The 13353-nt window shown below is 60.5% G+C and carries 11 protein-coding genes; all 11 read left to right on the top strand.

Features of this window, described 5'->3' with window-relative positions:
* The first annotated feature begins 30 nt into the window (after positions 1–30).
* The gene (locus QK293_RS10990) at positions 31–999 is read left to right on the top strand and encodes an ABC transporter substrate-binding protein (protein WP_282377308.1); all 969 of its coding nucleotides are present in this window, start codon (positions 31–33) and stop codon (positions 997–999) included.
* A gap of 70 nt (positions 1000–1069) precedes the next feature.
* On the top strand, positions 1070–1921 hold the full coding sequence (locus QK293_RS10985) for a proline/glycine betaine ABC transporter permease (RefSeq protein WP_053153259.1): 852 nt from the start codon (positions 1070–1072) through the stop codon (positions 1919–1921).
* Positions 1918–2748, top strand: coding sequence for a glycine betaine/L-proline ABC transporter ATP-binding protein (locus QK293_RS10980; protein WP_282377307.1), 831 nt, complete (start codon positions 1918–1920; stop codon positions 2746–2748). The genes QK293_RS10985 and QK293_RS10980 overlap by 4 nt, the downstream gene beginning before the upstream one ends.
* Positions 2749–2913: 165 nt before the next feature.
* Positions 2914–4437 (top strand): histidine ammonia-lyase, encoded by a 1524-nt coding sequence (hutH, locus tag QK293_RS10975; RefSeq protein WP_282377306.1) that lies wholly within the window; start codon positions 2914–2916, stop codon positions 4435–4437.
* A 132-nt stretch (positions 4438–4569) separates the two neighbouring features.
* The gene (gene hutH, locus QK293_RS10970) at positions 4570–6102 is read left to right on the top strand and encodes a histidine ammonia-lyase (protein WP_282377305.1); all 1533 of its coding nucleotides are present in this window, start codon (positions 4570–4572) and stop codon (positions 6100–6102) included.
* Between the two features lie 150 nt (positions 6103–6252).
* Positions 6253–7662: an amino acid permease gene (locus tag QK293_RS10965; RefSeq protein WP_282377304.1), complete on the top strand. Its 1410-nt coding sequence runs from the start codon at positions 6253–6255 to the stop codon at positions 7660–7662.
* Positions 7663–7679: 17 nt separating this feature from the next.
* On the top strand, positions 7680–8885 hold the full coding sequence (gene hutI / locus QK293_RS10960; RefSeq protein WP_282377303.1) for an imidazolonepropionase: 1206 nt from the start codon (positions 7680–7682) through the stop codon (positions 8883–8885).
* A 10-nt stretch (positions 8886–8895) separates the two neighbouring features.
* Positions 8896–9696: an N-formylglutamate deformylase gene (hutG, locus tag QK293_RS10955; RefSeq protein WP_282377301.1), complete on the top strand. Its 801-nt coding sequence runs from the start codon at positions 8896–8898 to the stop codon at positions 9694–9696.
* 169 nt (positions 9697–9865) lie between these two features.
* The gene (locus QK293_RS10950) at positions 9866–10813 is read left to right on the top strand and encodes a choline ABC transporter substrate-binding protein (RefSeq protein WP_282377300.1); all 948 of its coding nucleotides are present in this window, start codon (positions 9866–9868) and stop codon (positions 10811–10813) included.
* On the top strand, positions 10813–11745 hold the full coding sequence (locus tag QK293_RS10945) for an alpha/beta hydrolase (protein ID WP_282377299.1): 933 nt from the start codon (positions 10813–10815) through the stop codon (positions 11743–11745). The genes QK293_RS10950 and QK293_RS10945 overlap by 1 nt, the downstream gene beginning before the upstream one ends.
* Before the next feature lie 97 nt (positions 11746–11842).
* Positions 11843–13353: type VI secretion system tip protein TssI/VgrG (gene tssI, locus QK293_RS10940; protein WP_282377298.1), on the top strand; the 1511-nt coding region annotated here is incomplete at its 3' end.

The raw sequence follows: 13353 nt of genomic DNA, 5'->3' as shown, positions 1-13353 counted from the left end.
AAGCCAATTCATGATTAGGAGCGTCACATAATGAAATCGAACAAGACCCTGCTGACCACATTGCTTTCCATGGGCCTGCTGGCCAGTGCCGGCGCTACTCAGGCGGCTGGTTGGTGCGAGTCGGGCAAACCGGTGAAATTCGCCGGCCTGAACTGGGAAAGCGGCATGCTGTTGACCGACGTGATGCAGGTCGTGCTGGAGAAAGGTTACGACTGCAAGGTCGACAGCCTGCCAGGCAACTCCATCACCATGGAAAACGCCCTGAGCAGCAACGACATTCAAGTGTTCGCCGAAGAGTGGGTCGGACGCAGCGAGGTCTGGAACAAGGCCGAGAAGGCCGGCAAGGTGGTCGGTGTCGGCGCTCCGGTCGTTGGCGCGATCGAAGGCTGGTACGTGCCGCGCTACGTGATCGAAGGCGACGCCAAGCGCAAGCTGGAACCCAAGGCGCCGGACCTGAAAAACATCGCCGACCTGGCCAAGTACGCCGCCGTGTTCAAGGATCAGGAAGAGCCATCCAAGGGCCGTTTCTACAACTGCCCGGCCGGCTGGACCTGTGAACTGGACAACAGCGAAATGCTCAAAAGCTACGGCCTGGAAAGCACCTACACCAACTTCCGCCCAGGCACCGGCCCGGCGCTGGATGCCGCCGTGTTGTCGAGCTACAAACGTGGCGAGCCGATCCTGTTCTACTACTGGTCGCCAACCCCGCTGATGGGCCAGGTGGACCTGGTTAAACTCGAAGAGAAACCAGGCGTGGACAAGCGCGTGACCATCAAGGTCGGCCTGTCCAAGACCTTCCACGAGCAAGCCCCGGAACTGGTGGCTGTGCTGGAAAAGGTCAACCTGCCAATCGACCTGCTCAACCAGAATCTCGGGCGTATGGCCAAAGAGCGGATCGAGTCACCAAAACTGGCGAAAATCTTCCTCAAGGAACATCCTGAAGTCTGGCATGCATGGGTGAGCGAAGACGCAGCCAAAAAGATCGACGCGGCCTTGTAGGTTGAGCCTCTCCGACTGCCCTGAGCGGCAGTCGGACGCTTGATCGCAACCCCTTGATTGAGAGTCTCTTATGTTTCCCGAAAGCTTTACCTTTTCCATCGCCGACTGGGTCAACGGTTGGGTCGATTCGCTGGTCACCAACTACGGCGACGTGTTCCGCAGCATCTCCGACACCCTCTTGTGGGCCATCGTCAATCTTGAAGGCCTGCTGCGTGCGGCGCCCTGGTGGCTGATGCTGGCGATCGTGGCGGGCGTTGCCTGGCACGCGACCCGTAAAGTGGTGACCACTGCGGTTATCGTCGGTCTGTTGTTTCTGGTCGGTGCGGTCGGCCTCTGGGACAAGCTGATGCAGACCCTGGCGCTGATGATGGTGGCGACGGTCATTTCGGTGCTGATCGGTATTCCGCTGGGCATTCTCTCGGCGCGCAGCAATCGCCTGCGTTCGGTATTGATGCCGTTGCTGGACATCATGCAGACCATGCCGAGTTTCGTGTACCTGATCCCGGTGCTGATGCTGTTCGGTCTGGGCAAGGTTCCGGCGATTTTCGCCACCGTGATCTACGCCGCGCCACCGCTGATTCGCCTGACTGATCTGGGCATTCGCCAGGTCGACGGTGAAGTGATGGAAGCGATCAATGCCTTCGGTGCCAACCGTTGGCAGCAACTGTTTGGCGTGCAACTTCCGCTGGCCCTGCCGAGCATCATGGCCGGGATCAACCAGACGACCATGATGGCCCTGTCGATGGTCGTGATTGCCTCGATGATCGGTGCCCGTGGCTTGGGTGAAGACGTGTTGGTGGGGATTCAGACCCTCAACGTCGGACGTGGTCTTGAGGCCGGTCTGGCGATCGTGATTCTGGCAGTGGTCATCGACCGCATTACTCAGGCGTACGGTCGGCCACGGCATGAGGTGAGCAAATGAACAACGAAGCCATCAGCAAAATCGAAGTCAAAAACGTCTTCAAGATTTTCGGCAACCGTTCCAAGGAAGCGCTGGCCATGATTGGCCAGGGCAAAACCAAGGATCAGGTGCTGGCCGAAACCGGCTGCGTGGTCGGCGTGAACGACTTGTCCCTGAGCATCGCTACTGGCGAGATCTTCGTGATCATGGGCCTGTCGGGCTCCGGCAAGTCCACTCTGGTGCGCCACTTCAATCGCCTGATCGACCCGACCAGCGGCGCGATCCTGGTGGATGGCGTGGACATCCTGCAATACGACATGGAAGCCCTGCGCGAATTTCGTCGGCACAAGATCAGCATGGTGTTCCAGAGCTTTGGCCTGCTGCCGCACAAGACCGTGGTGGATAACGTCGCCTACGGCCTGAAAGTGCGTGGCGAGACCAAGCAAATGTGCGCCGAGCGAGCCTTGCACTGGATCAACACCGTAGGCCTGAAAGGCTACGAAAACAAATACCCGCATCAGCTTTCCGGCGGCATGCGCCAGCGTGTGGGCCTGGCTCGCGCACTGGCGGCGGACACCGACATCATCCTGATGGACGAAGCCTTCAGTGCGCTCGACCCGCTGATTCGCGCAGAGATGCAGGACCAGTTGCTGGAACTGCAGAAGACCCTGCACAAGACCATCGTCTTCATCACCCACGACCTTGATGAGGCGGTGCGGATTGGTAACCGGATTGCGATTCTCAAGGACGGGCGCCTGATTCAGGTGGGTACGCCGCGAGAGATCCTGCATTCGCCGGCGGATGAGTATGTGGATCGGTTCGTTCAGCGGCGGGCTGCGGTGGTTTGAGGTGATGATCGTTCCCACGCTCTGCGTGGGAATGCATCCCGTGACGCTCCGCGTCACATTCGCAGGGCTTGGACCTTGCGCTGACAACGGGACGCAGAGCGTCCCAGGCGGCATTCCCACGCAGAGCGTGGGAACGATCAAAACAGAATTGGTATGAGGCTCCAGATGTCCCAGGCTGAAAAAATCGTTATCGCAGGCGACCACCTGCGTTGGCAGGATGTGGTCGCCGTAGCCCGCCATGGCGCACAGCTTGAGCTGTCGCCACAGGCCTGGGCGCGGATCGAGAATGCCCAGGCCATCGTCCAGCGTATCGTCGCCAGCGGCGAGCGCGCCTATGGCGTCAACACCGGCCTTGGTGCCTTGTGCAATGTCTCGTTGAAAGACGAGCAACTCAGCCAACTCTCGCGCAACACCTTGCTCAGCCACGCCTGTGGCGTTGGCGCACCATTGGCCGACGAGCAGACTCGCGCGATCCTCTGCGCCGCCATTCTCAATTACAGCCAGGGCAAGTCCGGGATTCACCGCCGGGTGGTCGAAGCGTTGCTGGCGTTGCTCAATCGCGGTATTACTGCGCAAGTGCCGTCCCAGGGTTCGGTCGGTTACCTGACCCACATGGCGCACATCGGCATCGCGTTGCTGGGCGTCGGCAATGTCAGCTATCGCGGGCAGATCGTTTCTGCGCAACAAGCTCTGGCCGAAGAAGGTTTGCAACCGGTTCAGCTCGGTGCCAAGGACGGCTTGTGCCTGGTCAACGGCACGCCGTGCATGACCGGCCTGAGCTGTCTGGCGATTGCTGATGCCACGCGCCTGCTGCAATGGGCTGACGTGATCGGCGCGATGAGCTTCGAGGCCCAGCGTGGCCAGATTGCCGCGTTCGACGCCGAGATCATCGCGCTCAAGCCGCATCCGGGCATGCAGCAGGTTGGCACCAATCTGCGGGCGTTGCTGGATGGCAGTGAAGTGATTGCTTCGAGCATAGGCATCCGCACGCAGGATGCGCTGAGCATCCGTTCTATTCCGCAAGTCCACGGTGCTGCACGAGATCAACTGGCGCACGCGACTCAACAGATCGAAACCGAACTCAACGGCTGCACCGATAATCCGTTGCTGCTGGGTACGCCGGACAATTTCCGCATCATGTCCCAGGCCAACCCGCACGGCCAGTCAGTGGCATTGGCCGCAGATTTGCTGGCGATTGCCATGGCGGAAATCGGCTCCATCGCCGAGCGTCGCCTGGACCGCTTGATCAACCCGCATGTCAGCGGTTTGCCGGCATTCCTCGTGGCTAACCCGGGGGTCAATTCCGGAATGATGATCGTCCAATACGTCGCCGCTTCGCTGTGCGCGGAAAACCGTCAGTTGGCGCAACCGGCAGTGCTCGACAACTACGTCACCTCGGGCCTGCAGGAAGACCACTTGAGCATGGGCACCAACGCCGCGCTGAAGCTGCATCGCGCCCTGGAAAACTGCACGCAGATCCTCGCGATTGAGTACCTGCTGGCGGCCCAGGCGTTTGAATTTCTCAAGGAACAACGTTTCGGCGCCGGCACCGATACGGCCTGGCGTCTGTTGCGCGAGCGGGTCCCGGCCTACGACCAGGACCGCTGGCTGGCACCGGACATCGCCGCCGCTGCCGGTGTGTTGAAAGACCCGATTTTGCTGCACAACGCTTTACCTAACCTGAACTGATTTCCACAAAACACCAGCGTGCCAAGGCGCAGCCCGCCAAAAGACGGGAAGCGACGGACAACGGACATCTCCGGAGCGTCTGGTTAGTACTCTTCTTAACAAAAGAAGAAAACTCTCAAAAGGAGAATAAAAGTGACTGTGCTTAATTTGATTCCCGGCCAACTGAGCCTTGCCCAACTGCGTGATATCTATCAGCAGCCGGTCAAAATCACCCTCGACAACAGCGCCTCAGCCCAGATCGAAGCCAGCGTTGCCTGCGTGGAACAGATCCTCGCCGAGAACCGCACCGCTTATGGCATCAACACCGGTTTCGGCCTGCTGGCTTCGACCCGTATCGCCAGCGAAGACCTGGAGAACCTGCAGCGCTCGCTGGTGCTGTCCCACGCCGCCGGTGTCGGTGAGCCGATCAGCGACGCGCTGGTTCGACTGGTCATGGTGCTCAAGGTCAACAGCCTGAGCCGTGGTTTCTCCGGCATTCGTCGTAAGGTCATCGACGCCCTGATCGCCCTGATCAATGCCGAGGTTTACCCGCATATTCCATTGAAAGGTTCGGTCGGTGCATCCGGCGACCTGGCGCCTTTGGCCCACATGTCGTTGGTGTTGCTGGGTGAAGGCAAAGCTCGCTACAAAGGCGAATGGATGGAAGCGACTGAAGCGCTGAAAGTCGCCGGTCTGACCCCGCTGACCCTGGCGGCGAAAGAAGGTCTGGCGCTGCTCAACGGCACCCAGGTTTCCACCGCTTACGCGCTGCGTGGTCTGTTCGAAGGTGAAGACCTGTTCGCTGGCGCTGTGGCGCTTGGCGCCCTGACCGTCGAAGCCGTGTTGGGCTCGCGCTCGCCGTTCGACGCACGGATCCATGCCGCTCGCGGTCAGAAAGGCCAAATCGACGCCGCTGCCGCTTACCGCGATTTGCTGGGTGAGCGCAGCGAAGTGTCCGACTCGCACCAGAACTGCGAAAAGGTTCAGGACCCGTACTCCCTGCGCTGCCAGCCGCAAGTCATGGGCGCCTGCCTGACCCAGTTCCGTCAAGCCGCTGAAGTGCTCGCCATTGAAGCCAACGCCGTTTCGGACAACCCGCTGGTCTTCGCCGCTGAAGGCGACGTGATCTCCGGCGGTAACTTTCACGCCGAACCGGTGGCCATGGCCGCTGACAACATGGCCCTGGCCATCGCTGAAATCGGCTCCCTGAGCGAGCGTCGTATCTCGCTGATGATGGACAAGCACATGTCGCAACTGCCGCCGTTCCTGGTGGCCAATGGCGGCGTGAACTCCGGCTTCATGATCGCCCAAGTGACCGCGGCGGCACTGGCCAGCGAGAACAAGGCACTGTCCCATCCGCATTCGGTGGACAGCCTGCCGACGTCGGCGAACCAGGAAGACCACGTGTCCATGGCCCCGGCTGCCGGTAAGCGGCTGTGGGAAATGGCCGAAAACACTCGCGGTGTTCTCGCGGTGGAATGGTTGGCGGCGGTCCAGGGTCTGGATCTGCGTGAAGGGTTGAAAACTTCTTCGAAACTGGAAGAAGCCCGGGCGATTCTGCGTGCGCAAGTGCCGTTCTATGAGAAGGATCGTTTCTTTGCACCGGACATCAACGCAGCGAGCGAGTTGTTGGCGACCCGCTGCCTGAACGCGCTGGTACCGGCGAAGTTGCTGCCTAGCCTGTAACGGCTCCTTCTCTGATGATCGTTCCCACGCTCTGCGTGGGAATGCAGCCCGTGACGCTCCGCGTCACTGGACGCGGAGCGTCCCCAGAGGCATTCCCACGCGGAGCGTGGGAACGATCATGTCGCCAATAAAAATAATTAAGGACGAGCAATGCAACAGCAATCAAAAGGACTCAAACGCGGGCTCTCTGCCCGACATATTCGCTTCATGGCACTGGGGTCGGCGATCGGCACCGGGCTGTTTTACGGTTCTGCCTCGGCCATTCAAATGGCCGGCCCCGCGGTACTGCTGGCTTACCTGATCGGTGGCGCGGCGGTGTTCGTGGTCATGCGCGCCCTCGGTGAGATGGCGGTGCACAACCCGGTGGCCGGCTCGTTCGGCCAGTACGCCAGCACCTATCTTGGGCCGATGGCGGGCTTCATCCTCGGTTGGACCTACGCGTTTGAAATGGTCATCGTCGGTATGGCCGACGTCACCGCGTTCGGCATTTATATGGGATTCTGGTTTCCGGAAGTCGCCCGTTGGATCTGGGTGCTAGGCATCGTTTCGGTGGTCGGCGGCTTGAACCTGTGCAACGTCAAAGTCTTCGGTGAAATGGAGTTCTGGCTGTCGCTGCTCAAGGTCGCGGCCATCGTCGCGATGATCCTGGGTGGCTTCGGCATCATGCTGTTCGGCATCAGCACTGCGCCCGGCGCCCAGGCGACCGACATCAGCAATCTCTGGAGCCATGGCGGCTTCATGCCCAATGGCGTGGGCGGCCTGATTGCTTCGTTCGCGGTGGTGATGTTTGCGTTCGGCGGCATTGAAATCATCGGCGTGACGGCCGGTGAAGCCAAAGACCCGCAGCACGTGCTGCCCCGGGCGATCAATGCCGTACCGCTGCGTATTTTGCTGTTCTACGTGCTGACCATGTTCGTGCTGATGTCGATCTTTCCATGGCAGCAGATCGGCAGCCAGGGCAGCCCGTTTGTGCAGATTTTCGACAATCTGGGGATCAGTTCGGCGGCAACTATTCTTAATATCGTGGTGATTTCGGCGGCGGTGTCGGCCATCAACAGTGACATCTTCGGCGCGGGTCGCATGATGTATGGCCTGGCTCAGCAAGGGCATGCACCTAAAGGCTTTGCCCGGTTGTCGCGCAATGGCGTGCCGTGGCTGACGGTGGTGGTGATGAGCGGTGCGCTGCTGCTGGGCGTGTTGTTGAACTACCTGATTCCGGAAAACGTCTTTCTGTTAATCGCCTCCGTCGCGACCTTTGCCACGGTGTGGGTCTGGTTGATGATTCTGTTCACCCAAGTGGCCATGCGTCGTTCCATGAGTAGCGAACAGGTCGCACAGTTGAAATTCCCGGTGCCGTTCTGGCCCTATGCGCCGATGGCGGCGATTGCCTTCATGCTGTTCATCTTCGGCGTGCTGGGCTATTTCCCGGACACCCAGGCAGCTCTGATCGTCGGCGTGGTCTGGATTGTGTTGCTGGTGCTGGCCTACCTGACGTGGGTGAAACCGGCGGCAGGGAAGGCAGTGCCGGTGGAGCAGGAACCTTCTTTTTCTCATCGATAACCTAACGGAGGCCAAGGATGAAAACTCTCTGGCAACACTGCCACGTCGCAACCATGGCGCAAGGCGTCTACTCGATCATCGAGGATGCGGCCATCGTGACGTCCGGTGCGCACATTGAGTGGATCGGCCCACGCGCTGAACTGCCGGCGGGCGAATACCCGGCCGTCAATGATTTAAAAGGGGCTTGGGTTACACCGGGCCTGATCGACTGCCACACCCACACGGTGTTCGGCGGTAACCGCAGCGATGAATTCGAACAGCGCCTGCAAGGCGTCAGCTATGCCGAAATCGCAGCGGCCGGTGGTGGCATTGCCAGCACCGTACGCGCCACCCGCGCGGCCACTGAAGACGAACTGTTCGCCAGCGCCGCCAAACGCCTGAAAAGCCTGATGCGCGACGGCGTGACCACGGTCGAGATGAAATCCGGCTACGGCCTGGACCTGGCCAACGAACGCAAGATCCTGCGGGTGATTCGCCGTCTCGGCGCCGAACTGCCGGTCAGCGTGCGCAGCACGTGCCTTGCCGCCCACGCCTTGCCGCCGGAATACGCGGATCGCGCCGACGACTACATCGACCACATCTGCGCCGAGATGCTTCCCGCCCTGGCCGCCGAAGGTCTGGTGGATGCGGTGGATGCGTTCTGCGAATACCTGGCGTTCTCGCCGGCGCAGGTCGAGCGCGTATTCGTCACTGCACAACAACTCGGCTTGCCGGTGAAGCTGCACGCCGAGCAGTTGTCGTCGTTGCACGGTTCGAGTCTGGCGGCGCGTTACCACGCACTGTCGGCCGATCACCTGGAATTCATGACCGAAGACGACGCCATCGCCATGGCCAAGTCCGGCACCGTCGCGGTGTTGCTGCCCGGCGCCTTCTACTTTCTGCGCGAGACCCAGTTGCCGCCGATGGACGCCTTGCGCAAACACGGGGTGAAAATCGCCATCGCCAGCGACCTCAATCCTGGCACCTCACCAGCGTTGTCGTTGCGCTTGATGCTGAACATGGCGTGCACCTGTTTGCGCATGACCCCGGAAGAAGCGCTGGCCGGTGCAACGATTCATGCTGCCACCGCGTTGGGCATGGCCGAGACTCACGGCTCGCTGGAAGTCGGCAAGGTCGCGGATTTCGTCGCCTGGCAAATCGATCGTCCGGCCGACCTGTCGTACTGGCTGGGCGGTGACCTGGAAAAACGCGTCGTGCGTCACGGCGTCGAAACAAGCGTTTAGGAGAGCAGTTGTGGATAAGGTTCTGAACTTCAAACAAGGCCGCGTGCCGTTGCTGATCAGCATGCCCCACGCGGGCCTGCAACTGACCCCGGCGGTTGAAGCGGGGTTGATCCCCGACGCGAAAAGCCTGCCGGACACTGACTGGCATATCCCGCAGTTGTACGAATTTGCTGCCGACCTGGGCGCCAGCACGTTGGCTGCCGAGTACTCGCGGTTTGTCATCGACCTGAACCGACCGTCTGACGACAAGCCTTTGTATGTCGGCGCCACCACCGGCCTGTACCCGGCGACGCTGTTCGACGGCATTCCGTTGTTCCGTGAGGGCATGGAGCCGTCAGCGGCGGAACGAGCGACTTACCTGGAGCAGGTCTGGACGCCGTATCACAGCACCTTGCAAAACGAGCTGGCGCGACTGAAAGCCGAGTTTGGCTACGCACTGCTGTTCGATGCGCACTCGATCCGCTCGGTGATCCCGCACCTGTTCGACGGCAAACTGCCGGACTTCAATCTTGGCACCTTCAACGGCGCCAGTTGCGATCCACAGTTGGCCGGTCAGCTAGAAGCCATCTGCGCACGCCACGGCGATTACAGCCATGTGCTGAACGGTCGCTTCAAGGGCGGCCACATTACCCGGCATTACGGCAATCCGGCCGAGAACATCCATGCGGTGCAACTGGAGTTGGGGCAGTGCACCTATATGGAAGAGTTCGAGCCGTTCCGTTATCGCCCGGATCTGGCGGCACCGACCCAGGTGGTGCTCAAGGAATTGCTGCAAGGACTGTTGGCTTGGGGCGAGAAACACTACCGGTAACTGATCGTTCCCACGCGGAGCGTGGGAACGATCGATCAGGACAGTCGCCACCGTGCAAAACACGGTCGCTACAGTTCGCTTTTAACCTCTCGACGCTGCGTAATGTTCTGGGCACGGTGCACTAGACACCGGGCCCATAATAATCCGCTGCCGCACGAGAACCTCCCCAATGAAAAGACTGTTCACCCGCTGTCTCTCAATCCTCTGCGGCACCGCTCTTCTGAGCACCAGTGTCCTGGCCGCTGACGACGTTTCCTGCAAGGCCGTGCGCATGGGCGTGGTCAACTGGACCGACGTGATTGCCACCAGCGGCATGGCCGATGTGCTGCTCAACGGCCTCGGCTACGAAAGCAAGCAAACCAGCGCCGTGCAGCAAATCATCTTCGCCGGCATCCGCGACAAGCGTCTGGACATCTACCTTGGTTACTGGAAACCGGCGATGGACAAAAACATCGCACCGTTCGTGGCCGCCAATCAGGTGAAAATCATGGACAAGCCGAGCCTGGCCGACGCTCAGGCAACGCTCGCCGTACCTGAGTACGTCGCCGAAGCGGGCCTGAAAACCTTCGCCGACATCGCCAAATTCAAGGATCAGCTCGGCGGCAAGATCTACGGCATCGAGCCGGGCAGTGGCGCCAACACCACCATCAAAACCATGATCGAGACCAATCGCTTTGGCCTGAAGGACTTCAAGCTGATCGAGTCCGGTGAGGCCGGCATGCTTGCCGCCGTACAACGGGCGGTGAATCGCAAGGAATTCGTGGTGTTCGTCGGTTGGACTCCGCACCCGATGAACATCAACATGAAGATCGCCTACCTGACCGGCAGCGAAGACGTTTACGGCCCGAACGAGGGCGCCGCAACCGTTTCCACGGTGACCGCCCCGGACTACGCCCAGCGCTGTCCGAACGTAAACCGCCTGCTGGAAAACCTGACCTTCACCGCCGCCCAGGAAAGCCAGTTGATGGTGCCGATCATGGAGCGCAAGACACCTCAGGAAGTTGCCAAACAATGGCTGCGCGACCATCCGGAAGATTTGCAGCGCTGGCTGGCGGGTGTCAGCAGTTTCGATGGCAAGGAAGGCGTGGCAACCGTTCAGGCCAGTTTGAAACCTTGATGGCGGCCTATCCTTTATCCGAACAGATGACGGCGTTCGTCGAGAAAACCGTCAGCTTCAACAGCACCGACAGCAACCTCACCGGTTTGCGTCAGGCCTACAGCCGGATGTGCCGGGCGTTTACCCCGCCGCGTCCTGCCGGGCTTTATGTGGTCGACTTTGAATTGGCAGGCGTGCCGGTGCGGTCGTATCAACCGCCGGTTTCACCACCGACCAGCGGTTGTCCGTGCATCGTGTATCTGCACGGCGGCGGGTGGGTGGTGGGCGACCTGGATTCCCACGACTTCATCTGCGCCGAACTGGCGTCGACGCTCGGCGTGCTGGTGATCGCCGTCGATTATCGGTTGGCGCCGGAACATCCGTTTCCGGCGGCGTTCGAGGATTGTCTGGGGGTCTGGCGCGCGCTACGGGCCGGGCCATTGCTGCTCGATCCCGAGCGAACGCTGGTGGCCGGGGACAGCGCCGGTGGCAACCTGGCGGCGGCGTTGTGTCTGGCGTTGCGCGATGCGGGCGAGCCATTGCCGGCTGCGCAGGTCCTGATTTATCCGGGGCTGGGTGGTGATCAGCGATTGCCATCGCGCAGTGAATGCATCGATGCTCCCTTGCTCAGCAGCAGCGATCTGGAGTGTTATCACGCCTTGTACTTGCGCGGCACCCGACAGCCAGGTGCCTATGCGATGCCGTTGCTCGCCGAGGATTTCAGTGGTTTGCCGCCGACCTTGATCGCCGTGGCTCAATTCGACCCGCTGCGCGATGACGGTGTGCTCTACGCCGAGCGACTGAACGCAGCAGGTGTGGCAGCGACGCTTTATTACGGGGACGGGTTGGTTCACGGCTGTCTGCGGGCTCGGGGGCAGGTCGCCGAGGTCGACGCACTCTATGAAACGCTGCTCGGCTATTTGAAAACGATATTCGACAACCATTCGGCTTAACGGAAGCGTCCTACGCTAAATATCGATTCGTCTGACTGCGCCGATTGGTAGATCCACGCAAAGTCCCGTGCTTACAAATAGACACAGGGACATGTGGATGCTCAGCGATGCCAAGCAGGTCGCTTTCAAACTCGACATTGACGGTTTTTCCCACGACCTTCAGGTACTCAAATTCCGCGCCAAGGAAGCGCTTAACCAGCCCTACGAAGTCAAACTCGAATTGGTCAGCGAACGCCCCGACCTGGACCTCGATTCTCTGCTGCATCGCTCGGCTTTTCTGCGCTTCGGTCCTGACGGCGCCGGCATTCACGGGCAGATCTTTGGAGCCGCCCAAGGCGATTCAGGCAAACGCCTGACCCGCTATCAGATGACCCTGGTGCCCCAACTCGCCTACCTCACCCACTGCCACAATCAGCGTATTTTCCAGCACCTGAGCGTGCCGCAGATCATCGCCAGCGTGCTGAACGGCCAAGGGATGCAGCCCGATGCCTGGCGCTTCCAACTCAGCGCCGAGTACCGGCCACGGCTGTATTGCGTGCAGTACGAAACCGGACTGCATTTCCTGCAAAGGTTGTGTGAGGAAGAAGGCCTGCACTTTCATTTTGAGCACAGCGCCGATGGGCATGTGCTGGTGTTCGGCGACGATCAAACCAGCTTCTCGAAACCCTCCCAGTCAACCGCGTACAGGCCAGGCAGTGGCATGGTCGCCGGAGCGCCGGTGATCGACCGTTTCAAGCTGCGACTGGAAACCCGCCCGACCCACGTCAGCCGTCGTGATTACGACTTCGAGAAACCGCGCCTGCAACTCGACAGCGAGACTAAAAACCCGCTGCTGCCGCACCTTGAGGATTATGGATTCCCAGGTCAGTTCACCCATCGTGAGCGCGGTAAACATCTGGCCAATCTGGCGCTGGAACGCCACCGTGCCGATTACCAGCAAGCCGAAGGGCGTAGCGATCAGTGCGCCCTGCGCAGCGGCCATTTTGTCGAGATGACCGAACACCCACGCGCTGACCGCAATGGCCTGTGGCTTCTGACTGAAGTCGAACATGTTGGCCTGCAACCCCAAGTGCTTGAGGAGTCAATCACCGACAGTAGTCCGCAGGATGGTTTCAGTCAGGGCTACCGTAACCACTTCGTCGCCACACCTTGGGACGTGATATTCCGACCGGCCCTTGAACACCCCAAACCCAAGATGACGGGCAACCAACATGCGGTCGTCACCGGCCCGCCCGGTGAAGAGATCTACTGCGACGAGTACGGCCGAGTAAAGGTTCAACTGCTCTGGGACCGTGACGGTCAGCACAACGAACAATCGAGTGGCTGGCTGCGCGTCGCCACCGGCTGGGCCCATGACAGCTATGGCGGCGTGTTGATCCCGCGAGTCGGCATGGAAGTGCTGGTGGGCTTCAGCGAGGGCGATCCTGACAAACCTTTTATCCTCAACTGTCTGCCAAACGCCTCAACCCCGGTGCCACTGGATTTGCCCGCCGAGCACACTCGCAGCATTTTCCGTAGCCAGAGCAGCCCCGGCGGTGGTGGATACAACGAACTGCGCATCGAGGACAGGAAAGGCGCCGAGGAAATTGCCCTGCGTGCCCAGCGCGA

Source organism: Pseudomonas sp. AL03, from assembly GCF_029960815.1.
GTDB lineage: Bacteria > Pseudomonadota > Gammaproteobacteria > Pseudomonadales > Pseudomonadaceae > Aquipseudomonas.
The sequence above is the reverse complement of the archived record's forward strand: the minus strand, read 5'-3'. Positions and strand labels throughout refer to the sequence as shown.